This window comes from Micrococcus sp. IITD107 (assembly GCF_041927415.1).
In the GTDB taxonomy this organism is placed as follows: domain Bacteria; phylum Actinomycetota; class Actinomycetes; order Actinomycetales; family Micrococcaceae; genus Citricoccus; species Citricoccus terreus.
In genome coordinates this window covers 212,746-238,245 of sequence record NZ_JBHFFN010000001.1, presented here as the reverse complement: position 1 = coordinate 238,245, position 25,500 = coordinate 212,746, and the positions used below count along the sequence as shown (strand labels likewise).

Annotated in this window: 19 protein-coding genes and 2 tRNA genes; 10 read left to right on the top strand and 11 right to left on the bottom strand. The window is 69.6% G+C overall.

Translation table 11 applies throughout. The features are described from left to right. Positions 1 to 341: 341 nt before the first annotated feature. The gene (gene ilvD / locus ACEXHE_RS01105; protein ID WP_374784415.1) at positions 342 to 2,078 is read right to left on the bottom strand and encodes a dihydroxy-acid dehydratase; all 1,737 of its coding nucleotides are present in this window, start codon (positions 2,076 to 2,078) and stop codon (positions 342 to 344) included. A gap of 186 nt (positions 2,079 to 2,264) precedes the next feature. Between ilvD and ACEXHE_RS01100 the strand changes: the two genes are divergently transcribed. The 8 genes from ACEXHE_RS01100 (at position 2,265) to ACEXHE_RS01065 (ending at position 12,032) form a co-directional block, all read left to right on the top strand. Further along, entirely contained in the window at positions 2,265 to 2,735 is a 471-nt protein-coding gene (locus ACEXHE_RS01100) for a hypothetical protein (RefSeq protein WP_091694551.1), read from the top strand. Positions 2,736 to 2,864: 129 nt separating this feature from the next. Beyond that, positions 2,865 to 2,940 (top strand) — tRNA-Lys (locus tag ACEXHE_RS01095). Between the two features lie 202 nt (positions 2,941 to 3,142). Then, positions 3,143 to 4,723: a peptidoglycan DD-metalloendopeptidase family protein gene (locus ACEXHE_RS01090; protein WP_374784414.1), complete on the top strand. Its 1,581-nt coding sequence runs from the start codon at positions 3,143 to 3,145 to the stop codon at positions 4,721 to 4,723. 50 nt (positions 4,724 to 4,773) lie between these two features. After that, positions 4,774 to 5,250 (top strand): thioredoxin-dependent thiol peroxidase, encoded by a 477-nt coding sequence (gene bcp / locus ACEXHE_RS01085; protein WP_374784413.1) that lies wholly within the window; start codon positions 4,774 to 4,776, stop codon positions 5,248 to 5,250. Between the two features lie 74 nt (positions 5,251 to 5,324). Beyond that, positions 5,325 to 5,409, top strand: a tRNA-Leu gene (locus tag ACEXHE_RS01080). Positions 5,410 to 5,433: 24 nt separating this feature from the next. Beyond that, entirely contained in the window at positions 5,434 to 7,149 is a 1,716-nt protein-coding gene (locus tag ACEXHE_RS01075) for an ABC transporter substrate-binding protein (protein WP_374784412.1), read from the top strand. Positions 7,150 to 7,270: 121 nt separating this feature from the next. Further along, on the top strand, positions 7,271 to 8,755 hold the full coding sequence (locus ACEXHE_RS01070; protein ID WP_374784411.1) for a malate:quinone oxidoreductase: 1,485 nt from the start codon (positions 7,271 to 7,273) through the stop codon (positions 8,753 to 8,755). A 28-nt stretch (positions 8,756 to 8,783) separates the two neighbouring features. Continuing rightward, on the top strand, positions 8,784 to 12,032 hold the full coding sequence (locus ACEXHE_RS01065) for an efflux RND transporter permease subunit (protein ID WP_374784410.1): 3,249 nt from the start codon (positions 8,784 to 8,786) through the stop codon (positions 12,030 to 12,032). A 25-nt stretch (positions 12,033 to 12,057) separates the two neighbouring features. Here the strand turns inward: ACEXHE_RS01065 and ACEXHE_RS01060 are convergent, their stop codons facing one another. Genes ACEXHE_RS01060 through ACEXHE_RS01050 form a run of 3 tightly spaced genes read right to left on the bottom strand, consistent with a single transcriptional unit; the run spans position 12,058 to position 17,343 of the window. Then, complete coding sequence (locus tag ACEXHE_RS01060; protein ID WP_356965966.1) at positions 12,058 to 12,921, bottom strand: transglutaminase domain-containing protein; 864 nt, start codon at positions 12,919 to 12,921, stop codon at positions 12,058 to 12,060. Next, on the bottom strand, positions 12,911 to 16,111 hold the full coding sequence (locus ACEXHE_RS01055; RefSeq protein WP_374784409.1) for an AAA family ATPase: 3,201 nt from the start codon (positions 16,109 to 16,111) through the stop codon (positions 12,911 to 12,913). The genes ACEXHE_RS01060 and ACEXHE_RS01055 overlap by 11 nt, the downstream gene beginning before the upstream one ends. After that, positions 16,108 to 17,343, bottom strand: coding sequence for an exonuclease SbcCD subunit D (locus tag ACEXHE_RS01050; protein ID WP_374784408.1), 1,236 nt, complete (start codon positions 17,341 to 17,343; stop codon positions 16,108 to 16,110). Before ACEXHE_RS01050 ends, ACEXHE_RS01055 begins: the two co-directional genes overlap by 4 nt. 66 nt (positions 17,344 to 17,409) lie before the next feature. Here ACEXHE_RS01050 and ACEXHE_RS01045 point away from each other — a divergent pair, with 66 nt between their 5' ends. Continuing rightward, on the top strand, positions 17,410 to 18,519 hold the full coding sequence (locus ACEXHE_RS01045) for an ADP-ribosylglycohydrolase family protein (RefSeq protein ID WP_374784407.1): 1,110 nt from the start codon (positions 17,410 to 17,412) through the stop codon (positions 18,517 to 18,519). A gap of 35 nt (positions 18,520 to 18,554) precedes the next feature. On the opposite strand, the gene ACEXHE_RS01040 is transcribed toward ACEXHE_RS01045, so the two are convergent. From ACEXHE_RS01040 to clpS, 7 genes are read right to left on the bottom strand one after another with little or no spacing between them, the layout of a single operon-like run. After that, the gene (locus tag ACEXHE_RS01040) at positions 18,555 to 19,619 is read right to left on the bottom strand and encodes an exonuclease domain-containing protein (protein ID WP_356965959.1); all 1,065 of its coding nucleotides are present in this window, start codon (positions 19,617 to 19,619) and stop codon (positions 18,555 to 18,557) included. Next, the gene (gene rdgB / locus ACEXHE_RS01035) at positions 19,619 to 20,281 is read right to left on the bottom strand and encodes an RdgB/HAM1 family non-canonical purine NTP pyrophosphatase (RefSeq protein WP_374784406.1); all 663 of its coding nucleotides are present in this window, start codon (positions 20,279 to 20,281) and stop codon (positions 19,619 to 19,621) included. Before rdgB ends, ACEXHE_RS01040 begins: the two co-directional genes overlap by 1 nt. Next, on the bottom strand, positions 20,278 to 21,060 hold the full coding sequence (rph, locus tag ACEXHE_RS01030) for a ribonuclease PH (RefSeq protein WP_374784405.1): 783 nt from the start codon (positions 21,058 to 21,060) through the stop codon (positions 20,278 to 20,280). The genes rdgB and rph overlap by 4 nt, the downstream gene beginning before the upstream one ends. A 19-nt stretch (positions 21,061 to 21,079) precedes the next feature. Beyond that, entirely contained in the window at positions 21,080 to 21,895 is an 816-nt protein-coding gene (locus ACEXHE_RS01025; RefSeq protein WP_374784404.1) for an MBL fold metallo-hydrolase, read from the bottom strand. Further along, positions 21,892 to 22,926 carry a glutamate racemase gene (gene murI, locus ACEXHE_RS01020; RefSeq protein ID WP_374784403.1) on the bottom strand — a complete coding sequence of 345 codons (1,035 nt, stop codon included), beginning with the start codon at positions 22,924 to 22,926 and terminating at the stop codon, positions 21,892 to 21,894. Before murI ends, ACEXHE_RS01025 begins: the two co-directional genes overlap by 4 nt. Positions 22,927 to 22,942: 16 nt before the next feature. After that, positions 22,943 to 23,656 (bottom strand): DUF2017 domain-containing protein, encoded by a 714-nt coding sequence (locus ACEXHE_RS01015; RefSeq protein WP_260061868.1) that lies wholly within the window; start codon positions 23,654 to 23,656, stop codon positions 22,943 to 22,945. A 1-nt stretch (position 23,657) separates the two neighbouring features. Continuing rightward, on the bottom strand, positions 23,658 to 24,008 hold the full coding sequence (gene clpS / locus ACEXHE_RS01010; protein WP_091694606.1) for an ATP-dependent Clp protease adapter ClpS: 351 nt from the start codon (positions 24,006 to 24,008) through the stop codon (positions 23,658 to 23,660). Between the two features lie 76 nt (positions 24,009 to 24,084). On the opposite strand from clpS, the gene ACEXHE_RS01005 reads away from it, so the two are divergent. Further along, the gene (locus ACEXHE_RS01005; RefSeq protein WP_374784832.1) at positions 24,085 to 25,422 is read left to right on the top strand and encodes a nicotinate phosphoribosyltransferase; all 1,338 of its coding nucleotides are present in this window, start codon (positions 24,085 to 24,087) and stop codon (positions 25,420 to 25,422) included. Positions 25,423 to 25,500 lie beyond the last annotated feature (78 nt).

Genomic DNA, 25,500 nt, shown 5'->3' with positions numbered 1-25,500 from the left:
GGGTGTTGCCCGGTCCGGCCGCCTGGCGGCGGTGCATGCTGTGCGGCCCAGGCCGACCGGGTGGTCGACCTGCACTGCGGTCCAACAGAAAACCCCCGACGACGGCCGGTCGGCCTGCTCGGGGGTGGGCGCGTGGCGGCGGGCTCACCCGCCGGACTGAGGATTCCTCAGGCCACGCGCTGGATAACGACGATGCGTCGGGAGCATCCGGTGCTGAACATGGATCCAGTATTCCTGAGCGTCTGCACCGAGTGTCAATCACCCCACCGCGCGTCTCGCATAGTGAGACGCATGTCCACCTGGTGGACGGCGTGCGGGTGGACCCACACGCCGTCCTGGGGTCACCCGCAGTAGGCGCCCTCAGCGGCAGAATGGACCAGCTTGGCGTACTTGCCGAGCACGCCGGTGGTGAACTTGGCCGCCATCGGCTGCCAGCCCTCACGGCGTCCGGCCAGCTCCGACTCGTCGACCAGCAGGTCGATGGTGCGGGCGGCGATGTCCACCCGGATCCGATCCCCGTCACGGACGAAGGCGATCGGGCCGCCGTCGGCCGCCTCGGGAGCGATATGGCCGATGCACAGACCGGTGGTGCCGCCGGAGAATCGTCCGTCCGTCAGCAGGAGCACGTCCTTGCCCAGGCCAGCGCCCTTGATGGCACCGGTGATGGCCAGCATCTCGCGCATGCCGGGACCACCCTTGGGGCCCTCGTACCGGATGACCACCACGTCACCGGCCTGCAGCTCTCCGGCCTCCAGAGCGTCCATGGCGTGGCGCTCCCGCTCGAACACGCGGGCCGTTCCCTCGAAGACCTCGGCATCGAAGCCGGCCGACTTCACCACGGCACCCTCAGGGGCCAGCGATCCGTGCAGCACGGCGATGCCTCCGTTGTGGTGCATCGGGTTGTCCAACTGACGCAGGACCTTGCCGTCCAGGGCGGGAGGATCGATCTCGGCCAGGTTCTCCGCCACGGTCTTGCCGGTGACGGTCAGTGCATCCCCGTGGATCAGTCCGGCGTCCAGCAGCGCCTTCATGATGACCGGGACGCCGCCGACCTGGTCGACATCGAACATGACGTACTCGCCGAAAGGCTTGAGGTTGCCCAGGTGCGGGACCTTGTCCCCGATCCGGTTGAAGTCCTCCAGCGTCAGGTCCACCCCAGCCTCACGGGCGATGGCCAGCAGGTGCAGGACGGCGTTGGAGGAGCCGCCGAAGGCCATCGTCACCGCGATCGCGTTCTCGAAGGCCTTCTTGGTCAGGATGTCTCGGGAGGTGATGCCCAGTCGAAGCAGGTTCACCACGGCCTCGCCCGATCGGCGGGAGAAGGCGTCGCGGCGACGGTCAGCCGAGGGCGGAGCGGCAGAGCCGGGCAGGGACATCCCGAGGGCCTCACCGATGCAGGCCATCGTGTTGGCGGTGTACATGCCGCCGCAGGCACCTTCTCCGGGGCAGATGGCCCGCTCGATCGCATCCAGATCCTTCTCGCTCATCAATCCGCGAGCGCAGGCGCCGACCGCCTCGAAGGCATCGATGAGCGTGACCTCCTTGGTGGTCCCGTCCTCGAGCTGGGCATAGCCGGGCATGATCGTTCCGGCGTAGACGAAGACGCTGGCCAGGTCCAGGCGCGCAGCCGCCATGAGCATGCCGGGCAGGGACTTGTCGCAGCCGGCGAGCAGGACGGACCCGTCCAGTCGCTCGGCCTGCATCACCGTCTCCACCGAGTCGGCGATGATCTCTCGGGAGACCAGAGAGAAGTGCATGCCATCGTGACCCATGGAGATGCCGTCCGAGACGGAGATGGTCCCGAACTCGAGGGGGTATCCGCCTCCGGCATGGACGCCGTCCTTGGATGCCTGCGCCAGGCGGTCCAGGGAGAGGTTGCAGGGAGTGATCTCGTTCCACGAGCTGGCGATGCCGATCTGCGGCTTGGCGAAGTCGTCGTCGCCCATGCCCACAGCGCGGAGCATGCCGCGAGCGGGGGCTCGCTCCATGCCGTCCGTCACCTGGCGTGAGCGAGGCTTGATGTCGATCGAGGGCTGAGTGGCGTCGGCGGTGCCGGAGTCTGCGGTGGAGCTGGTCATGGCGCCCATCCTAGATCCGAGCTCCGTCCGGCCGACCAGAGTGACTGGTGCATGACGCGGACAGAGGCACGACGACAGCCTCCCGGTCTCCCAGCGGACCGATGGACCGCGCCGCCGCCGTCCGCTCTCAGCGGAGTCCGGCCTGTCCAGGAGATCCGCATCACAACGTTCCCTAAAATACTGGGCATGGACAGCGGGGACCTGAAACGTGCGCTGCGCCGGGTCTTCGACACCCAGGTGCTCAATCACGGCGACTACAACCTGGTCTACGGTCAGCCCTCCGGCTCCGGTCCGGCGCTGGTCATCGGCTACCGACGTCAGCCGCTCGAGCTGCTGCTGTGCCCCGTGGATGTGGCGTCAGCCGCCGGGCAGGAATCCTGTGGTGCAGCACCTCCGTCAGCTCCGCTGGCCAGCGTCGCGCTCACCAACGTCGCCACCCTCGCGGACACGGGCCACGGGTATCAGGTGGAGACGGTCACCGGATATCGCACCTGGTTCGAGGTCTCGCCGACTCCCGCCGTCCCCGTCGGCGCCGCTCGTGACCACGAGGAGGGCTTCGTGGTGCTGGACCAGGCCGATGACTCAGAGGACTTCCACCAGTTCATGGGGCATTTCATGGACACTTTGGACGCCTTCTACTCCGAGACCCCGGAATGACCACCGGAGCCGTCCTCCTCGAGCCCACCTAGGGGTGACCGAGATCGCATCCAGCGGATTGGCGGTCGCTGAGATGCTCTGGTACAGTTTTTCCTCGTTGCACAGACCGGAAACGGTCTGGAGAACACTGCGCCTCTAGCTCAACTGGCAGAGCAATTGACTCTTAATCAATGGGTTCCGGGTTCGAGTCCCGGGGGGCGCACCACGGCTTCACCACACGGCATCCAGACCTGACGGTCCGGGTGCCGTTCGTGCTTCACCCCAGCTTCACCCACTGTTCCCACCCGGCGCTAGTCTCCGCCCACTCATCCGTGACAGGATGTCCTCAGATGTGGGGAACATCACCGCCCGTCGGCCCGGCTGGGTCCGTGTGGGCGTCGTTCCCATGAGCTGGAGGAGCTGGGTTCGTGTTCCATCACTGGGTGGCCGCTGTGGCGGCCTCGGTTTTGGCCCTCTCGACCTCAGCGATCTTCCCTGCCGTCCAGGAGCAGGCCGAGACGGCGGCAGACTCCTCCGTCCTGTCCTCAGCCGTCACCGCTGTGCACTCGGACTACTCTCCCCAGGCCAGCCCTAGCTGGCCGCGCGGGCGCAGCACCGGTGAACGGATCATCCGCACCGTCTCCTCCGAGCGGACGGCGGCTCACGGAGCGTTGGCCCCCTCCGCCATCGTGCAGGGTGGCACTGCCCTGGCCCATCCGATCGGCCCAGATGCCCCGATCTCCTCCGTCTACGGGTGGCGCACCAATCCCACCGGTCTCGGAGACCCTGTCCAGTTCCACATCGGCCAGGACTTCGCCGTTCGCTGCGGAACTCCCGTCCGAGCCGCCGCCGACGGCACTGTCACCTGGTCGGGATGGAAGGGCACGGGTGGGCTGCGGGTGGACATCGACCATGCCGACGGTCTGGCCACCGCCTATCGCCACAATTCGCTCATCCTGGCCCAACCCGGCGACCAGGTCGCCCAGGGTGACATCATCGCCCTGGTGGGGACCACCGGGAACTCCACGGGGTGCCACCTGCACTTCGAGGTGACCGTGGACGGCACCTACGTGAACCCCGCTCATCTGCTGCCAGGAGGACGTGGACTGGCGCCGATCCGGGTCAATGCTCCCGTCCACGCCACGCGCCCGTCCGCATCGAGGCGAGTCTCCGGCCCTGTGGTGCAGGACTCGACCAGACCTCAGGTCCCGACGACGCCCCGCACCCACCAGCGTGAGGAGACCTGGCGCTCCGCCCAGGCCGAGATCGCCCCTCGGAGCCAGCGCACCGCACGGTCGTCCAGCCCCGTCCCGGGCACCCGGTCACCCGCGGCGTCGTCTCAGGCCAGCTCAGCACCGACACCTGCAACGCCCTCGCCGACGCGTCCCGAACCTCAGCGGCCGGCCCCTCGCCCCACACCGGTCAAGGAGCCCTCGGCACCCCCGGCTCCGAAGCCGACCCCGGCCCCGGCAGCGAGCCCTCTCGACCCTGTCCAGGCCGTCCCGGCCCCCACACCGTCGGCGCCCGCGGCTCCCACACTCCCTGCCGTGCCTGCCGAACCTGCCGAACCGACTGAGCCGGCCGAGACCATCCCGTCCTCACCGCAGCCTGAACCAGCTGAGCCGTCGTCACCGGCAGCGCCGGCAACCCCCTCGGAGCCCGCGGAGCCCGTCGCTGCGCTGCCACCCAAGCCACTCACCGCCGCCCAGGCCGCACAGTGGTGTCTGATCCAGGCGGAGGAGGAGGACTCCGAGCACGCCGACCCGGTGGCGGGACATCTCGATGCCGAGGGTGTGCCCCGGGCCGCCTCCGAGGAACTGCTGGCGATGCTCGCTCCCGAACCGCTGTGGCTGACCGAGCTGCCCGACTGCACGGACCAGGATTTCCTGGACTCCGCGGCCGAGGTCCGCAATGAGGATCCAGCCGCTGCGGCACAGCCGCGGGTGAGCGAGGACGATGAGATCGCCTCCTCCGAGTCCAGCGCACAGGATGAGGCTCCGACGTCCTGATCGGTTTGTCCACGTTTGCGGCACCTCGGCGGCAGTGCCAGAGTGGGTCCATGACCACCCCTGAACGTCTCTCGCCGGGCCAGCCCGCTCCCGCCTTCACCCTTCCGGACCAGGACGGATCGCCCGTCTCCCTGAGCGACTTCGCCGGACGTCAGGTCATCGTGTACTTCTACCCGGCCGCCGCCACCCCGGGGTGCACCAAGCAGGCCTGCGACTTCCGTGACTCCCTGGCGAGCTTCCAGGCCGAGGGATATGCCGTCGTCGGGATCTCTCCGGATCCCCAGGCCAAGCTGGCCCGGTTCCGCGATGCCGAGGGACTGACCTTCCCTCTGCTCTCTGATCAGGACCACACCGTGTCCGCCGCCTACGGAGCCTGGGGCGAGAAGAAGAACTACGGACGCGTCTACGAGGGCCTGATCCGGTCCACGGTGGTGGTGGCCGAGGACGGGACCGTCGCTCTGGCCCAGTACAACGTGCGGGCGACCGGACACGTGGCCAAGCTGCGGCGGGACCTGGGGCTGGACTGACCCACGGAGGCCGAGCCCCTTCACCCGGTACCATGGGTGCCTGTGCCCGGACGCTGTGCGGCCGGGGACTTCATGCGGGCGTGGCGGAATTGGCAGACGCGCTGGATTTAGGTTCCAGTGTCTCCGGACGTGGGGGTTCAAGTCCCCCCGCCCGCACCACTCTTCGACAGGGGGATGACGTCCATGGACCTCTCACGCCGGACCGTCCTCTCCGCCGCCGCCACCGCCCTGGCCTTCTCCTTCACCGGCTGTGCCCACACCCTCCGCTCAGCAGGCCAGCAGACCACTTCCCCGGTGCCGACGCCCACCACACCTGAACCCACCGTCAGCACGGTGCACCCCCTGCGGGTGGGCACTGCCGCACCACCGCGCACCCTGGACCCGGCCTGGGCCGATGACGCCGAGTCCCACCGCGTCACCCGCCAGGTCGCTGAGACCCTGGTCGGTGTGGACCCGGACACCGGGGCGCCGACTCCCCTGCTCGCCACCCGGTGGACCATCACCCCTGATGGCCTGCGGTACACCTTCACCCTCCGACCGGACATCCTCTTCCATGACGGCACGGCACTGACCGCTGAGACCGTGGTGGCCAATGTGGAACGGTGGTCTCGTCTGCCCGAGGAGCTGGGGGCGCGCCGCCTCGCCCAGATGCCGCGCCTGAGCTTCGACTCGGTGTTCGGCGGCTACGCCGGCGAGGACGGGTGCCGGTTCGACAGCGTCGAGGCGACCGACGAGACCACCCTGGTCATCACCCTGACCGACCCTGTCATCTTCCTGCTCGATGCCTTGACCGCCCCCTCGTTCGCCATCACCTCCCCGGCCTCCTGGGAGCAGGCCCAGACCCGCATGGCCCAGACGCCGGATCCCCAACTTCCCGAGACACGCGTTGCCGGCACCGGCCCGTACCGCTGGGCCGAGGCCGGGGAGCTCGACGAGGCCCCGCAGGATGACCGACGGCCTCTGCGCCTGGAGATCTGGGATCAGTACTGGGGAGGCAGGCCACAGATGGGGCCGGTCACCCTGCAGGTCTCGCCCCGAGCCGAGGACCGCCTGCGCGATCTGCGCCGTGACGAGCTGGACGTGTTCGACGTGGTCACGCCGGACCTGCTGCGTCCCCTCGTGCAGGGCGGTGCCCAGATCCTGCAGCGCGACCCGGTGTCCGTGCTGTACCTGGGCATGAACCTGAGCCACCCGGTGATGAACCGGCTCTATGTCCGACAGGCCGTGGCCCACGCGGTCGATCGGCGTGCACTGGCCACCGAGGAGTTCCTGGCCGGCACCTCCACAGCACACTTCTTCGTACCGCCGTCTCTGGGCGTGGACCCGGAGGAGCTCACCACCTACGAATACGACGGGGCTGAAGCGGAGCGGCTCCTGAGGCTGAGCTCCTATGAGGGAGAGGAACTGGAGTTCCTGTACCCGGTGTACACGGCTCGGCCCTACCTTCCCTCCCCCGAGCGGATCTATGCCCGGATCTCGGCCGATCTGGGTCGAGTGGGCATCAGGGTGCGGCCCGTCCCCGTGCCGTGGGACGAGGACTACGCCCACCGGGTCCGCTCCCACTCGACACGAGCGTTCCACCTCGGTGGACGGACGGCCCAGTTCCGAGATCCGCACAGCTTCATCGAACCGCTGTTCGGACGGGACAACGCTGAGTTCGCCTACCAGAACCGGCGGGTCTCCGAGACGATCGACCTGGCCCGCGGTGCCGCTGATCCCAGTGCGCGGCGGGACCTCTACGCCCAGGCTGCCGCGTCGGTGGCGCTGGATCTGCCTGCCCTCCCGCTGGCATTCCCGATCTCCGCTCTGGCCGCCGGACCTCGGATCCAGTCCTATCCGGTCTCCCCCGTCCTGGATGAACGTTTCGACCGGGTGGTCCCGGTCCCGGAACAGGGATGACGGGGCGCACACCCTCGCGGCAGTAGTAGAGTCAGGGGGTGGCCGAGGTCTGCAGAACGCCGCTGTGACGCGCCTGACAGCCGGCCCCCGACACCATCACCAGCCTTCCCAGGAGAAGATCGTGACCCAGCAGAGCCCGAACACCACCTACGACGTCGTCCTGGTGGGCGGTGGCATCATGAGCGCCACCCTGGGCGCGTTCCTGAAGGAGCTGGAGCCGAACTGGTCGATCGCGCTCTACGAGAACCTGCATCAGGCCGGACTGGAGTCCTCGGATCCCTGGAACAACGCCGGCACCGGTCACGCCGCTCTCTGCGAGCTGAACTACGCCCCGCTGGGTGCCGACGGAACGGTCGACCCGGCCAAGGCCGTGGGCATCAACGAGCAGTACCACGTCTCGCGCCAGTTCTGGTCCTACCTGGTGCAGCAGGGGCAGCTGGGTGACCCCAAGACCTTCATCAACCCGCTGCCGCATATGAGCTTCGTGTGGGGCGATGCGCACGCGGACTACCTGCAGAAGCGCTACGAGGCGTTGAGCAGCCAGCCTCTGTTCCAGACGATGGAGCACTCGGAGGACCACGAGGTCATCCGCGGATGGGCACCGCTGCTGATCGAAGGCCGTGATCCCAGCCAGCGGGTGGCTGCCTCGCGCGTCGTGGGCGGCACCGATGTCGACTTCGGCTCCCTGACCCGCCAGCTGACCACTCACCTGGGCGACGCCGGCGTGGACCTGCGCTTTGGCCACAAGGTGACCGGCCTCATCCGCGGCACGGACGGACGCTGGGAGCTCAAGGTCAAGAACAAGGCGGCCGGAGAGACCTTCACCTCGCGTGCACGGTTCGTGTTCGTCGGCGCAGGCGGCGGAGCACTGCACCTGCTGCAGTCCTCCGGCATCCCAGAGGCCAGGGGCTTCGGCGGCTTCCCCGTCTCGGGCCAGTTCCTCAAGTGCACCGACGAGGCAGTCGTGAGCCAGCACATGGCCAAGGTCTACGGACAGGCCTCCGTGGGCGCCCCGCCCATGTCCGTGCCTCATCTGGACACCCGGTTCGTGGACGGACGTCGTTCGCTGCTGTTCGGACCCTACGCCGGGTTCTCCACCAACTTCCTCAAGACCGGGTCCTACCTGGATCTGCCGCTCTCCGTGCGTCCGCACAACCTGCTGCCGATGCTCAACGTGGCCAAGGACAACCTCTCCCTGGTCTCGTACCTGGTCAAGGAGGTCGCCAAGACGCAGGGCAAGAAGGTGGACTCCCTGCGTGAGTTCTACCCGGAGGCCGAGGGCGGAGACTGGGAGCTCATCACCGCCGGCCAGCGGGTGCAGGTGATGAAGAAGGATCCGAAGAAGGGCGGCGTGCTGCAGTTCGGCACCGAGGTGGTCACCTCCGCCGACGGCTCGATCGGCGGCCTGCTCGGCGCCTCCCCCGGTGCGTCGACCGCGGCCCCCATCATGGTCAACCTGCTGGGCCGCTGCTTCCCGGCCAAGATGGCGGCCTGGACCCCGAAGCTGCGGGAGATGATCCCCTCCCTGGGGCACCAGCTCAACCACGAGCCGACCCTGTTGGATGAGATCACCCGGGCCACGGATGCCACCCTGCAGCTGGCCTGACGGCTGCCTCTGACCCGACAGGACGATCATGGGTGCCTTGGCACGTTTCTCCCTGGCCAATCGAGCCCTGATCGCGCTGATCACCGTCTTCACGGCGGTGTTCGGCGTCCTGTTGGCCGGGCAGCTCAAACAGGAGCTGATCCCGTCCCTGGAGTTCCCGGTGGTCTCCGTGACCACCACCATGCCCGGTGCCACCCCCGAGGTCGTCGACCGGCAGGTCGGTGAACCATTGGAGACCGCCCTGCAGGCCGTGGAGCATCTGGAGTCCTCCACCTCGACCTCGGCCACGGGCCTGAACACCATCGCCCTGCGCTTCGAGTACGGCACCGATCTGAATCGGGCACGGTCCCAAGTGGACCGGGCCGTCTCGAACGTGTCCGGGCAGCTGCCGGAGGACACCCAGACCAGCTCCTTCGCCGGCTCGGTCTCGGACTTCCCGGTGATCTTCATGGCGGTCAGCGGGGGCGAGACGGGCCTGAACGAGCTTCGCTCCGAGATCGAACGCCTCGCGGTGCCTCGTCTGCAGAAACTGGACGGAGTCCGCGGAGCGTCCGTGACCGGTGGCACCGAGCAGCACATCTCCATCCTTCCCGACGACGACGCCATGGCCGATGCCGGCCTGACCGTTGCGGACATCCGGACCGCGCTGGAGGAGAACGCCGGCCTGTTCCCGATCGGGCAGATCCCCGAGGGATCCCTCACCCTGCCCATCCAGGCCGGCGCTCCGATCGAGACGCTGGAGGATCTGCGTCAGGTCGCCGTGATCCCCGCTGACGACGCCGCACAGCCTGCCTCGGACGGCAGCACGGCGGCACCGGGAACAGCGCCACCATCGGCCCCGGACGGTGGCGCCGCCCCCACCCGGCCGGACGAGCAGCAGTCGCCTGCAGCACCGACACCGCCAGCGGCCGGCGTGCTGTTGGGAGAGCTGGCCACCGTGGAGCTGGCCGATGATGTGGCCACCTCGATCACGCGCACCGACGGGGTGGACACCCTCGGCCTGGCCGTGACCAAGACCCCTGATGCCGACACCGTCTCCGTCTCGCAGGCGGTACGTGAGCTCGTTCCGGAGCTGGAGGCCCTGCTGGGCTCGGACGCCGCCATCACGGTGGTCTTCGATCAGGCGCCGTTCATCGAACAGTCCATCCAGACCCTCGTGCAGGAGGGCATCCTCGGACTGGGATTCGCCGTACTGGTGATCCTGGTGTTCCTGGCCTCGGTCCGGTCCACTCTGGTCACGGCCGTTTCGATCCCGCTGTCACTGCTGGTGACGCTGATCGGCATGCGGGTCTCGGACTACTCCTTGAACATGCTCACCCTCGGAGCACTGACCATCTCGATCGGCCGTGTCGTGGACGACTCCATCGTGGTGGTGGAGAACATCAAGCGCCACCTGGCGGCCGACGTCGGGAAGAAACGTGCCATCCTGGACGGCACCGCCGAGGTGGCCACCGCCATCACCTCCTCCACCCTGGCCACCGTGGCCGTGTTCGCCCCCGTGGCCCTGGTCGGCGGGATGGCCGGAGAGCTGTTCCGACCCTTCGCCGTGACCATGTCCATCGCCCTGCTGGCCTCCCTGTTCGTGGCACTGACGATCGTCCCCGTGCTGTGCTGGTGGTTCCTGGGGCATCAACCACGCACCCAGGCACAGCACCGTGCCGAGCCCACCGCCGCGGCAGACGGATCCACCGAGACGGATCCAGCTCCCAACACCACAGTGACCCGTCGACTCGGACCGATGCAGAAGGTCTACCGACCGGTGCTCCGGGTCACCCAGCGCAGGCCGGGCCTGACGCTGGTGGCCGCTGCGCTGCTCCTGGGCGGAACGGTGGCGGCTGTTCCGCTGGTGCCCACCAACCTCCTGGGCGACACCGGCCAGAACACCTTCACGGTCACCGCCACTCAGCCTGCAGGGACATCACTGGAGACCACCGCTGAGGCCGCCGATCAGGTCGATGAGGTCCTGCGCGGCATCGAGGGTGTCCACCATGTGCAGTGGACGGCGGGTTCAGCCGGATTCATCCCCGGGATGCGGGGAGCATCCGACGAGGCCACCTTCACCGTGCTGACCGATCCCGAGGTCGATCAGCAGCTGCTGCAGCAGCAGGCCCGCGATCAGTTGGCCGAGCTGACGGGCGTGGGCGAGGTCCGTCTCTCCGCCGCCGGCGGCATGGGGATGTCCTCCGACATCGAGGTGCGCATCACCGCCCCGAGCCCGGAACTGCTCACCCAGGCCGACGCCGTGGTCCGTGAGGCCATGGCCACACTGGACGGCGCCCAGGAGGTCAGCTCCAACCTCTCCCAGGCCCGCCCCACCGTGCAGGTCACCGTGGACCGTGCCGCCACCTCTGCAGCCGGGCTGACCGAGGAGCAGGTGGCACTGCAGGTCGCCGCGGCGCTGAACCCGGTGCCGGCCGGATCGATCCGCCTGGGGTACACCGACTATCCCGTCCAGATCGGGGACCCGGCTCCCGTGGAGAGCACCGAGGCCCTCTCCGGGGTGGAAGTGATGACCGGGTCCGGGCCCCGACCGCTGGATGAGTTGGCAGAGGTCAGCCGCGAAGAGGTCCTGGCCACCGTCACCTCCACCAATGGAGATCGGACGGCCGTCGTCTCGGTCACGCCGGCCGACGATGACCTCGGCGCCCTGTCCGGACGTGTCTCCCAGACTCTGGAAGACCTCGACCTGCCTGAGGGCACCTCAGCCGAGCTCGGCGGGGCGGCCACTCAGCAGCAGGAGAGCTTCAACGACCTCTATCTGGCCCTGCTGGCGGCGGTGGCGATCGTGTATGTGATCATGGTGGCCACCTTCCGGTCGTTGATCCAGCCGCTGGTGCTGCTCGTCTCGATCCCCTTCGCCGCCACTGGTGCGATCGCCCTGCTGCTGGTGACCGGCTCAGCGCTGGGGCTGCCCTCGCTGATCGGCTTCCTGATGCTGGTGGGTGTGGTGGTCACCAACGCGATCGTGCTGATCGATCTGATCAACCAGTACCGGCGCATCGAGGGCATGGACCTGGACACCGCCATTGAGCGGGGCGCCCTGAACCGTCTGCGGCCGATCGTGATGACCGCTCTGGCCACGATCCTGGCCCTGGTGCCCATGGCGCTGGGGATCACCGGCCACGGAGGATTCATCTCCCAGCCACTGGCCATCGTGGTGGTGGGCGGTCTGGTCTCCTCCACCGTGCTGACCCTGATCCTGGTGCCGGTGCTGTACCGCCTGGCGGAGGGGTTCGGGCAGCGACGCCGAGAGCGCCTGGGGCTGTCCGAGGACTGATGCCGCCGGGCGTCGGGACGAGGGCTCAGCCCTGCTGATCCTCCAGCAAGTGTGCGTCGACCTTGATGTGCTCGAGCGTGATGCCGCCCTGCACGGTGGACAGGAACGCGGTGTCGGAGGCGTCGGCGCCGGTGGAGATGCGGGCCAGGGAGCTCATCTCTGCCAGGCCGGTGGCGTCGATGAGCTGCCAGGCGCCGTCCACCCAGGCTTCGGCGACCGCGTGGAAGTCCATCGGTCGCAGGCCCGGAGCATATCCGGCGACGACTCGGGCAGGGGTGTTGCGTGCACGCAGCAACGCCACCACCAGATGCGCGAAGTCACGGCAGATGCCCTGGCGGGCCAGGAACGTGTCCACCGCCCCGTCCGTGCCGCGGGAGAACCCCGGCACATAGCTGATGTGGCTCTGCACCCAGGAGGAGACGGCATCGACCAGCTCCTGCCCCGTCAGGGAGCCGAAGAGCTTGCCGGACGTGGGGAAGAGCTTGTCCGACTCGGCGTAGCGAGAGGGGCGCACATAGCGGATCAGGTCTGCCTCATCCCCGACCGGAGCCGATTCGGCTCCTCGCACGAGGCTGCGGTAGTCCACACGCACGGTCCCTGGCGCGACAGACCCCCGGGGGAACCCGTCGGCGTCGGTGTCGCGTTCGGGCTCGGACCCACGTGGCGGGCGGGGCGCTGCCTCGAAGTCCTCCGGAATGTCGATGACATGGAGCCGCCCCCCATGGTGGTCCTGCACTTCGACAGCCGAGATCTCACCGTGCGGAGAGATCACCCGCAGCGACTCCTGATCACAGGTCACGCCCTCGGCCTCGGCGACGGCGATGGCGAAGACCATGCGGGTGCCGGGACTGGGGCGGACGGTCAAGGTGGAGCGGACGTCACGAAGCATGCTGTCCAGGGTAGTCCTCCCCGCCCGTGGGCAGAACCACCGTCAGGTGTGATCCCTGGCGGGTCTTGGTGACCTCGAGACGGCAGGGGATCTCCTGGCGCATCCGGTCGACGTGGCTGACCAGTCCCAGCGTCCGGCCACCCGCCTGGAGACCGTCCAACACCTCCATGACCTGTTCCAAGGTCTGGGCATCCAGGGAACCGAAACCCTCGTCCACGAACAGCGTGTCCATCTCCACTCCCCCGGCCTCTGCCTGAACGGTGTCGGCCAGCCCCAGCGCCAAGGCCAGCGAGGCCATGAACGTCTCTCCCCCCGACAGGCTCGAGGCCGGGCGGAGCGTGTCCGTGTAGAGGTCCCTCACCACCAGGTCCAGGCCGCGACGACGTGCTCCGCCGGTGATGGAGTCATCATGGACCAGCTCGTAGCGGCCGTCCGTCATGGTCAGCAGCCGCTCGGTGGCGGCCTGCGCCACATCTTCGAGGCGTCCGGTCAGCACGTAGCTGGCCAGCCGCATGCTGTACTCGTTCTCACCGCCACCCCGGACCAGCTTGAGCAGCTCCTCGACCTCCACGGCTCGCGCACGCTGGTCGGCCGACCTCGCACCGACCTCCTGCAGGGTGCGGCACTGCTGGTCGATCTGCTGCTGCAGCGCATCCATCCCCCCGGCGGCGGACAGGGCGGCGTGTTCACGCTCGGTGGACTCCAGCGCGGACTGCCGGGCCGCTTCGATCTGCTCCGCTTCAGGAACGGCCACGCCCTGGCGCAGCAGCTCCTGCCCCTGGACCACATCGGCGGTTCGGGCCAGCTCGGCCAGGGCCGCACGCTCCTGGTCCCAGGCCTGGACCGCCGAGGACAGCTCCTGATGGAGCGGCTCGTCCAGCAGAGCAGCTCGAGCGTGGTCCAGATCGGTGTACCCACTGGCGGCGATGTCGCGTGCCAGCGAAGCCTGCTCCGTGCTCACGGTCGCCTCGCGCAGGGTCAGGTCTTCGCCCGCCGCCAGGGCGGTCTGCACTCGTCCGCGGGCCCGGATCAGCTCCTCACGCAGCTCAGCCAGGCTCGATCGTCCCTGGAGGGCAGCGCTGATCTGACGGCGCAGCCGATCCCGTTCCTCGCCCTGATGCTCCATGCGGGTCTGCAGCTGGGCCCGGGCCTGACCTTCCTGGTCCTGCCGTGTACGTCGCTCACCGAGCTGCGCCTCGAGCTGGCGCAGCTGAGCCTGCGTGCGGTCCAGCTCCGAGGCGGCCAGTTCGGCTCGCTGCTGGGCCTCCTGCGCGGCGGCAGCCTGCTCCTCGGCCTCATGCAGGCTCAGACCGGCGGCGACGACCTGCGTCTGCCCCACCTGACGTCGCAGATCGTCCAGCACGCGCTGGGCCTGCTCCCGCCGCGTCTCCGCTGTGCGCCAGGCATCGTGGGCACGCTCCTGTGCGGCACTGGACAGATCAAGAGCGGGGTGATGGGCGTCGTCCTCGGTGTCCTCCGGCGGGGTGGCACCCGACGGGTCGGGATGCTCGGCAGAGCCGCACACGGGACAGGGCTGGTCCGGCACCAGCTCTGCAGCGAGCAGGGCGGCCGCGTTGTCCAGGCGCCTCTGCACCAGATCCAGCCAGTGCTGTCTGGTGTCCTGTGCCGTGTCCGTCACCGATCGCAGCGACTGCTCGGCGTCCCTGACCTCGTCTGCAAGTTCCTGCATCCGCCGCGCAGCGGTCACCCGGCTGACGGCCTGAGCGGTGGTCTCCGCCGCCTGGTCCAGCCCGGCGGCGGTTCCGGTGAGCCCTTGCGCACTCTCCTGCAGGCCACTGACCCGGTCCTGCATCTGCTCGATCTCGATGCCCCATGCCTCGATCCGTGCGGCTGCCTCCTGATCCTGCTGTGCTCCGGTGGACAGCTCTGACTCGAGCTCGGCGGCCCGACGATCATCCGCCACGTGCTGGTCCGCGGCCTCCACAGCTCGGTCGGCCTGTGCCAGGACATCACGGAACCCGGCGACCACCCGCGCCAGGTCCTCACCACCCTCCTGTCCGCCTCCGGAGGCGCTCACGCCAGCCGCCTTCTCCCAGCCCACGCACAGCTCCTCGCCTCGCGCGGCGGCGACAGCCTCGTCCCACGTCTGGCGCGCCGTCTGGGCCGCCCCGGCAGCCCGTTCCACGTCCCGTGCCCGGCGCACCAACGGCGTAGCCATCCGGTGCCGCTCCAGCCGATCACGGCTGCTCTCGATCCGGTCTGCGGCGGCCCGGTGACGCTCGTCCCGCTCGGCCCAGGCCACGGCCGCCGTCACCGCCGTGCGGTGGGTCTCGAGCCGGGTGAGCTCCTCCCGGGCGTGTGCCGCCTGAACCCGGGCCGCCTCCACCTGCCGCTGGGCGGCCTCGACGGCACCGGCAACGGCTCGGGAGGCCCGGACGGACCAGTCTTCGTCCGTCCACTGCGTCCGGTCGAACGTGGCTGAGGTGGCCTCCTCCGACCGCTCCTCTGCGGCCTCGTCCTCACCGACGGCGACCCAGTCCACGCCCAACCGGCGCGTGAGCGCCTGATCGATCTCCTCCCGCAGCCGATCGGTGAGCTGCTGGTCCTGCCGGACGGCGTCGGCCAGCAGCTGGTGGCGTGCGGCCAGGTCCTTCTCCACGTGGTCGAACCGTCCGGTGCCGAAGAGACGGCGCAGCAGGATCTCCTTGTCCTTGGAGTCCGCGCGCAGGAACCGTGCGAACTCCCCCTGGGGCAGCATGACCACGTGCATGAACTGCTCCGAGTCCAGCGGCAGCACCGTGCCCAACAGCTGACCGATCTCATCCGCCCGCACGGAGAGCTCCGTCCAGGTGCCGTCCCGCAGCTCACGCAGCTGTGCACCGGCCTTCTCCTCGGTGTACTGGGACCCGTCGCTGCTGCGACGTTTCCGGGGGCGCAGGTACTTGGGCCAGCGCAGGATCTCGAATCTGCGGCCGCCCAGGGTCACCTCCAGCAGCACCTCCGGCCGGGTTCCCGGCGCGGCATGCGTGCTGGCCAGGGTGTCCACGGAGCGCCGCCCGGGAATGCTGCCGTAGAGGGCGAAGCACACGGCCGAGAGCACCGTGGACTTTCCGGCTCCGGTGGGCCCGTCCAGCAGGAACAGCCCTGCGTCGTTGAGCGGCTCCAGGTCCACGGTCTCCCGTCCGGCGAACGGGCCGAAGGCCTGCAGCTCGATGCGGTGGATCCTCATGCGCTCTGCTCCTGACGTGCGGCCGCGAGCGCCTGGCGCAGCAGCTCGGTCTCTCCGGACGTGGCGGGCCGGCCCCGCACGTGGTCCACGAACCCGGTGCAGAGGGCGAGGTCGTCTCCCTCGGCCCGCCGCAGCCGTTCGGCGTAGGTGCCGGCGGTGCGCCGAGGCCCTCCGGCGGGGGCCAGGATGAAGTTCAGCAGCCCAGGGAAGCGCTCCTTGAGCCGGGCGTAGGCCAAGGGCGGTCTGATGGCATCGGTGATGGTGATCTGACACCAGGCCTCCTCCGCCCACGCCAGGGTGGGATCGGTCAGCAGGGTCTCCACCTCTCCGCGCAGCACGGCCAGCCTCCGTCCGGCGCTCCAGTCCACCTCCTCTACCGCCGTCACCGTGCCCCCCGCCGTGGAGATCAGCAGGCCGCCCTTGCGGTGCTGGTGCTCGGAGAAGGAGTAGGGCAGGGGCGACCCGCTGTAGCGCACCGTCTCGGAGAGCCGCTGACGGCCATGCAGGTGCCCCAGAGCCGTGTAGTCGATCCCCTCGAACACCCGCAGGGGCACCTGGCCGAGCCCGCCCACCTGAGGTGCGTGGCCGCCGTCGGGCTCTGCTGTCCCTGTCACCTGGCCCTGAGGCGAGCCGGCCTCGGCGCCGATGTCCCGCTCACTGTCCGAACCCTCACCGCCGGCGGCGAACAGGTGTGCCATGACCACGGTGCACAGTCCCTCCGGATGGTCTGCGGCGCGGGCGGCGGAGTCAGCGCGCACCCGGTCCATGGCCTCCTGCATCACGGCGGTGTGGTGTGGCTCGACCTCCCACTGCTGGCCCTGGTGGCGGGGCTCGAGGTAGGGCACACCGTAGACGGCGACCGTGCCGCCGTCTGGGTCCGGCGCCAGCACCGGATCGGTGATCTGCTCGGCCCGGGTGCGCACGTGCACTCCGGAGGCGGCCATCAGCGCACCCCCGAAGCCCAGCCTGACCGCAGAGTCATGGTTGCCGCTGGTCAGCACCACCTGCGCCCCAGCTTCCCGCAGCTCCGCCAACGCCTCGTCCAGCACCTGGACGGCGTCCGCCGAGGGCAGCGCCCGGTCATACACGTCTCCGGCGACCAGCACGAGGTCGACCCCGCGGTCCCGCACGATCTGGGCCATCTGGGAGAGGACCTCACGCTGGGCGTCCAGCAGGCCGGTGCCGTGGAAGGAGCGGCCGATGTGCCAGTCGGAGGTGTGGAGGATCAGCATGCACACCACGGTAGCGGTGCCCCCGGACGCGTTAGCGTGTCCTGACTCCGACCTAGCATGGGGACCATGACCAACGGCACTGATCCTGACTATCCCTCCCGGGTGCTCGGCGTGCTCTTCGGCGGAGCCGCCGGTGACGCCCTGGGCTACACCGTGGAGTTCTCCGACCAGCAGCAGATCCTGGCCCGTCATCCGGAGGGCCTGTTCCGCCCGGACCAGGTCCAGGGAGTGCGGCTGGACGGCTCCGGCCAGCGGCTGCCGATCAGTGACGACACCCAGATGACCCTCTATGTGCTGGACGGGCTGCTGGAGTGGATCGAGTGGGCCAACGACGGCCAGATGGCCGACCCGGCCGCGAGTGTGTGGCTGGCCTGTCTGCGCTGGTGGAAGACGCAGAACGGCCGCTTCCCGGACGGGGCGCCGCAGCCGCCGGACCGGTGGATCGATGCCCACACGGAGCTGCATGTCCAGCGTGCTCCGGGCAACGCCTGCCTGTCCGGGCTGGACCGCCCGGACATGGGGCTGCTCGGCGACCCGAGCAACCCGGACTCCAAGGGGTGCGGGACGGTGATGCGCTCAGCGCCGTACGGCATGGTCCCCCGGCTGGAGGACCATCTGGTGGTCTCGCTGGCCCGGCAGGGCGCAGTGCTGACACATGGACACCCGGCGGCCTGGACGTCCTCGGCGGCGTTCGCGCTGATGATCTCTGCCCTGATGGGTGGGCGCTCCCTGCAGGACGCGGTCCGGGCCGGCCGGGACTGGCTCAGAGGACTCCCGGAGAAGGATCCCGACGGCGGCACGCTCGCCGCGCTGGAACGAGCGGTGACGCTGGCCGCGGGTGGGCAGGAAGGACCGGATGGGACCTCGCCGGAGGGGCTGCTGCCCGGTGAACTCGGCGAAGGGTGGGTGGCCGAGGAGGCGCTGGCGATCGCAGTGTACTCCGTGCTGGCCACCCAGGCAGGTTCGGCCACCGCACACGAGCACGCCGAGCGGGCGCTGCGTCTGGCGGTGACCCATGGCGGCGATTCGGACTCCACGGCCTCCCTGGCCGGGCAGCTGCTCGGTGCCCGCTACGGTATGGCGATCTTCGGGGAGGACGCTGAGGTGCCGGTCTGGATCACCGAGCACGCCGTGGTCGCCGAAGCCGCACGCCGCTGGGCCGCCGCCACCCACTGACGGGGTCCACTGGTCCGAGCAGCCCGCGCCCGGCGTCAGCGGGAGAGCTCGGGCCAGTTGCCGTCCAGCATCTGCAGGAACTCCGGTTCGGAGATCAGCTCCACGCGCTGTCCCCGGGCGCGCCGTGCGAGGGCCTCGCGGGTCTTGCGGTGCAGCACGGCACCGCCGACGGGCCGGTCGGCACCGCGGTCCAGATCCTCGGAGCGGAATCCGTCTCCCACCACCAGCAGGGTGGTGGCCGCCCCCACCCGGCTGGCCGGCCGGGCACCGCAGGCGGCGGCACGCACCTTGGCCTGCTGGCGGGGCATGCCCAGGTTCCCGGTGAAGACCACGTGGTGGCCGAACAGCGGATGCGACGGGTCAGCGTCCGGTGCGGGATCCGGGTTGGGCCCTTCGTCGGGCCAGTGCATCAGATCGGGCATTCGCGCCTCGTGCGGCAGTTCCACGGTCGCGTCGAACACCGGTCCCAGCTGCCGGGCCTGACGGGTGGCCCGGGAGAGGTGTCCCTGCCCGGCTGCCCGCGGGGTCAACTGCCGGCGCTGCAGCCCGTGGTCGGCCAGCAGGGCATCCAGGCTGCGCTGGGTCCCGTCCGTCCGGGACCGCCGTTCGATGTCGATCACGATCCACGCGCAGGCCTCCGCGTCGGCCAGGGCGTCATGGTGCCGGGCCACCGGGTGTCCGGCCTCCTCGGCGGCCCGGGGCAGCGCGTAGGAGGGCAGGTCGTACCCCTTGCGTGCCAGGACCAGGCTGCAGGCATAGTCCAGTGCCGGCACATCCCGTCCAGAGACCTCGAGCGCAGACTCGATCACCCCCAGGTCGAAGCCGGCGTTGTGGGCCACCAGCGGATCCTCGCCCACGAACTCCAGGAGCTGGTCGAACACCTCGGCGAACCGGGGAGCGCGGGCCACCTGTTCGGGGCGGATCCCGTGGATCATCACGTTGCGGGGGTCGAAACGGTCGAACCCTCGTGGCGGGCGCATCATCCAGTGCGCCCGCTCCACCGGTTCGCCGGCGCGCACCCGCACCACGCCCACCGAGCAGGGTGACCCCCGGAACCCGTTGGCGGTCTCGAAGTCCAGGGCGGTGAAGTCCAGTGACATCAGTGCGCGCTGGGTGCAGACTGCCCCTGGTCCAGGGCGTCCACCAGATGCGGGAGCAGGGCTCGGAAGGCCTGCCCCCGGTGGCTGATCCGGTTCTTGTGCTCAGCACTGATCTGAGCGCAGGACTCCTGCAGTCCGTCCGGCTGGAGAATCGGGTCGTAGCCGAACCCGCCGTCCCCGTGCGGTTCGGTCAGCAGGGTCCCGCTCAGTTCGCCCAGCTCCACGTGGTCACCGCCGCCGGGCACGGCCAGCGCGGCAGCACAGATGAAGGCCGCACCACGGTGGGCCGGGCCGATGTCAGCGAGCTGGGCGAGCAGCAGCTGCAGGTTCGCCTCATCGTCTCCATGCCGCCCCGACCACCGTGCCGAGAAGATGCCCGGCGCACCGCCGAGGATGTCCACGGACAGACCGGAGTCGTCGGCCACGGCCACCAGGCCGGTCTGCTCGGCCACCGCGCGGGCCTTCTTCAGGGCGTTCTGGGCGAAGGTGATCCCGTCCTCGAGCACATCGGACGCGCCCGCAGTGGCGGCGTCCACCACCTGGGTGTCCACGTCCAGCCCCGGGACCTGTCCGCGCAGCAGCTCGCGCAGCTCCCGCAGTTTGCCCTGGTTGTGGGTGGCCAGGACCACGAGAGGCGACGGGACGGTCTGGGCCCCGCTCACTGAGCGTCCTCGGAGGAGGTGGTCAGCGTCTGGCGCTGGATGGCCGCCAGCTCAGCGGTCCCGGTCAGGGCGAGGTCCAGCAGTGCATCCAGCTCCTCCCGGCGGAACGGTTCGCCCTCGGCGGTGCCCTGGACCTCCACGAAGTCCCCGGCCCCGGTGACCACCACGTTCATGTCCGTCTCGGCTCGCACGTCCTCCACATAGGGCAGGTCCAGCATGGGGGTGCCGTCGATGATCCCCACGGAGACGGCCGCCACCGAGTCCTTCAGCGGCTGGGCGTTCGCGGCGATCAGCTTCTGTCCACGGGCCCACTCGATGGCCTCGGCCAGGGCCACGTAGGCACCGGTGATGGAGGCGGTGCGGGTGCCGCCGTCGGCCTCGAGCACATCGCAGTCCAACACCACGGTGTTCTCCCCCAGGGCCTTCAGGTCAATCACCGCGCGCAGCGAACGGCCGATCAGGCGGGAGATCTCATGCGTGCGTCCACCGATCTTGCCCTTGACCGACTCGCGAGCGGACCGAGTGGAGGTGGCACGGGGCAGCATCGAATACTCGGCGGTGACCCATCCGGTCCCCTCGCCCTTCATCCAGCGCGGCACACCCTCGGTGAAGGTGGCGGTGCACAGCACGCGCGTCTGCCCGAACTCGATCAGGGCCGACCCCTCGGCCTGGCCGGACCAGCCGCGGGTGATGGTGATGGGGCGCAGCTCGTCCACGGCACGGCCGTCGGCACGGGATGCGGGCATGGCTGAAGAGGTACCAGAGGTGGGAGGGGTCATGGCCCCAGTCTACGTCCGGTCAGATCCGGTAGGTCACTCCGGAGACGGCCACGGCCAGGTGCCCGTCGTAGGTCTGCCGCGCCTCGATCGAGGCGGCCAGCGGCTCCGTCCACACCGGAAGGTGGGTCAACAGGAGACGGCGAGCGCCGGCGTCGGTGGCGGCCTGTCCGGCGCGCCTGCCGGTGAGGTGGACGCCGTCGATCCCATCGTCGCGCCCCTCCTGGAAGGCGGCCTCGCACAGGAACAGGTCGGCGTCCCGGGCGGCCTCGACCAGCCCGTCGCAGGAGTCCGTGTCACCGGAGTAGGTCAGGACCTTGCGCACGGTCTCCCCCTCCGGCCCGTCCTCCTCGGTCTCCACGCGCAGGGCGTAGGCCTCGTCGATGGGGTGCCGCACCGGATAGGGAGTGATGGTGAAGGGCCCGATCCGCACCGGCTGGCGGGCCTGCCAGTGCTGGAAGTCGAACTCCTCGGTCATCCCGGGGTCCTGCTCCAGCCCGTAGGCGGTGGCCATCCGTTCGGCGGTGACGGCCGGCCCGTGGACGGGGACGTGGACACCGTTCCAGCCGTAGGGGTTCCAGCGGATGGCCACATGCAGCCCGCACAGGTCCATGCAGTGGTCCGGGTGCAGGTGGCTGACGAGGACGGCGTCGATGTCCTCCAGCGCCATGTACCGCTGCAGGGTGCCCAGCGCGCCGTTGCCCAGGTCCATCAGGATCCGCCAGGTCCTGGTGCCGGTCCCGTCGCGGTCCGGCCCCTCGGCGGTCACCAGGTAGCAGGAGGCGGGCGAACCGGGTCCGGGGAAGGAGCCTGAGGCTCCGATGATGGTCAGCTTCACGGTGTCCTCCCGTCCTGCGCCGTTGCGGTCTGGGAGGGCCCGACGTCGGCCCCCTCGCCGTCCACTGTATCGGCCGGTGGGGTGCCCGGAGACGTCCGCGCCCCGCGGGCGCGCGCGAGCATGTCGGGGGTGATGCGAGCCAGCACGCCGGTGGGATACCGCTCGGCAATGTGGTCCACATGCTCCACGGCCAGCACCTCGGGGCCCAGGAATCGCCGGGCGAGCGCCTGGAAGTGGTCCGGGTCGCCGGTGGCGATGAACTGGTGGCCGGAGGGTGTGGCTCCCACGTCTCCCCCGGGGTTCTCCAGTCCGTGGCGCACCAGGGCCCGGTAGACGTCCTTGGCGGTCTCCTCGGCCGAGGAGACCAGGGTGACCTGCTCCCCCATGACCAGGGAGATGACGCCGGTGAGCAGCGGGTAGTGGGTGCAGCCCAGGACCAGGGTGTCCACACCGGCGTCCTTGAGCGGCTGCAGGTACTCCTCGGCGGTGGCCAGCAGCTCCGGCCCGGTGGTGATCCCTGCCTCGACGAACTCCACGAACCGCGGGCAGGCCACGGAGAGGACCTCGAGCTGGGGGGCGGCGGCGAAGGTGTCCTCATAGGCCCGTGATCCCACGGTGGCCTCCGTGCCGATCACTCCGATCCGTCCGTTGCGTGTGGCGGCCACGGCTCGGCGCACGGCCGGCTGGATCACCTCCAGCACGGGGATCCCGTACCGCGAGGTGTAGCGCTCCCGGGCATCGCGCAGCACGGCCGCTGAGGCGGAGTTGCAGGCGATCACCAGGACCTTGACCCCGGCGTCCACCAGTTCGTCCATGATGCCCAGGGCGTAGGCGCGCACCTCGGCGATGGACTTCGGTCCGTAGGGGCTGTTCTTGGTGTCCCCCACATACACGATCTGCTCGCTGGGAAGCTGGTCGATCACCGCACGGGCCACGGTGAGTCCGCCGACGCCGGAGTCGAAGATCCCCACGCGAGAGGTGGGCGAGATCTGGACGGCGGAGTTGGCGGCGTCGGTGCGGGGTGCGGTCATGGTTCCTTCGGGGGACTCAGTCCGGCAGGCGGGAGGACAGGGCGAGCATGAGGGTCTCCTGCAGCCAGGTGGTGAAGTTGTACAGCAGTGCCATGTAGGACTCCACGTCCTGGGCCAGCGCCCAGTCGTCGATCTCATGGACCCGGGCGGCGTCCTCCTCGTCCTGGATGTCGAGCCGGGCCGAGAGCACCAGACGGACGTCGTTCAGAGCCCGGGAGAAGCTCACCGCCGAGGACTCGTCCAGCACGATCAGCGAGGACTGCAGGGCGGCTGCGGCGCGTTGGAGGTCGGCGGTCTTGGCTGAGCGCACAGCGTCCTCGGTGGCGGCCCGGAACGCCCCGGCGGCGTGCTCATCGTCCTTCACTCCCGCCGGCAGCAGCCGGGCCAGGGCAGGGTCGGTCGGCGCCTGGCGCGTCGGCTCCACGGACAGACCGTCCTCGGGCAGCCGGCCCTGGGCATCCGGAGCGGCTGGGTCCCAGTCGCCGATGATGGACCAGAACGCGGCATCGTCATCGGTGGTGGAGGCCTGGCGGTCAGACGCCGCCGTGGTGAGCGGATCCGACTGGTCGCCAGCAGTCCGCGCGTCCTGTTCCGGTGTCACCGGGTGGACGGTCTCACCGGCCCCCAGCAGTTCGATGACGTCGTTGAACAGGGTGCGCAGCAGTCGGCGCTCGGGCCGGTTCAGTTCGGCCACGAAGCCGCGCGGTGTGCTCTTGAATCCGCGTGCCATCTCAGGTCTGCTCCTGCTGGAGGGTGGCCCAGAGACCGTATCCGTGCATGGCCTGCACATGGCGTTCAGCCTCTTCACGGGGTCCGGCGGCCACGACGGCCCGCCCCTCCTCATGCACCTGGAGCATCAGCCGGTGGGCCTTGTCCTGGCTGAACCCGAAGTAGGAGCGGAAGACATAGGAGACATAGCTCATCAGGTTCACGGGGTCGTTCCAGACCACCACCTGCCAGGGCCGGGCCACCGAGAGCTCCTCACGCTCCAGCAGGGCCGTGCCGGTGCCGGTCTCGGTTCCCCCGGGATGGGCCGATGAGGCGAGGGCGGCGCGGGGCGCAGCGCAGCGGGACGGGGACATGGCGTCCAGTGTAGTGCCGGGCCTGCACCCCTGCCGATCTGCGGCGATCGGGGCAGAGGGGTAGGGTGTCAGCGTGATCGATCAGACGAGTGCGCGGTCTCCGCGTCGGATCCAGCCCACGTCCCTGTTCACGGACCACTACGAGCTGACCATGCTCCAGGCGTCACTGAAGTCCGGTGCCGCCCACCGGCGCAGTGTGTTCGAGGTCTTCACCCGGCGTCTCTCCTCCGGGCGTCGATATGGCGTGGTGGCCGGAACGGGTCGTCTGCTCGAGGGACTGGCCGACTTCCGGTTCGGCCCCGAGGACCTGGACTTCCTGGCCCAGCACCACGTGGTGGATGAGGCCACTCTGGAGTACCTGGCCGACTACCGGTTCACCGGGGACATCTACGGCTACGCCGAAGGCGAGACGTTCTTCCCCCACTCCCCCATCCTGCAGGTCGAGTCCACCTTCGCCGAGGCCTGCATCCTGGAGACCTATCTGCTCTCCGTGCTCAACTACGACTCCGCGGTGGCCTCGGCGGCCTCGCGCATGACCTCCGTCGCCCAGGGCCGGCCCTGCGTGGAGATGGGGGCCCGGCGCATCAACGAAGAGGCCGCGGTGGCCGCCGCCCGTGCCGCCGTGATCGCCGGCTTCGCCTCCACCTCCAACCTGGAGGCCGGCCTCCGCTACGGGGTGCCCACCGTGGGCACCGCGGCGCACTCCTTCACCCTGCTGCATGACAGTGAGCGCGAGGCCTTCCAGGCCCAGGTGGACGCACTCGGCGCCGACACCACACTGCTGGTGGACACCTATGACGTGGAGCAGGGCGTGCGCACCGCAGTGGAGGTCGCCGGACCCCGGCTGCGCAATGTCCGCCTCGACTCAGGGGATCTCGTGGAGCAGGCCCATTGGGTGCGGCAGATGCTGGATGAACTGGGCAACACCGAGACCGGGATCATGGTGACCTCTGATCTGGACGAGTACGCCATCGCCCACCTGCAGTCCGCTCCGGTGAACTCCTATGGTGTGGGAACCCGTCTGGTGACCGGCTCCGGCGCGCCCACCGCCTCGATGGTCTACAAGCTCGTCTCCCGGCAGGGTGATGACGGCCAGTGGGTGGATGTGGCCAAGGCCGCCGCCGGCAAGGGCTCCACGGGCGGACGCAAAGTGGCCGCTCGCCGTCTGGATGACCGCCGTCGGGCCGTGGCCGAGCTGGTCGGCGTCAACGAGCAGCCTCCGGTGGACTCCAACGACCGTCCCCTCCTCCAGCCTCTGGTGCTGGACGGTGTGGTCCAGGAGGGATGGACCGGACCCGAGGCCGTGACCCGCGCGGCGCAGCGCCACCGGGCCTCCCTGGCCGAGCTGCCCCAGGCGGTGCGCAAGCTCCAGCCAGGCGAGGCCGCCATCCCCACCCTGTTCAACGGTCGCTGAGTCCCAGCCGACCGGGGAACCGTCCCTTCACCTCATCACCCCGTCGACCCGTCGTCGACCTCTGAATTCGCCCAAAGG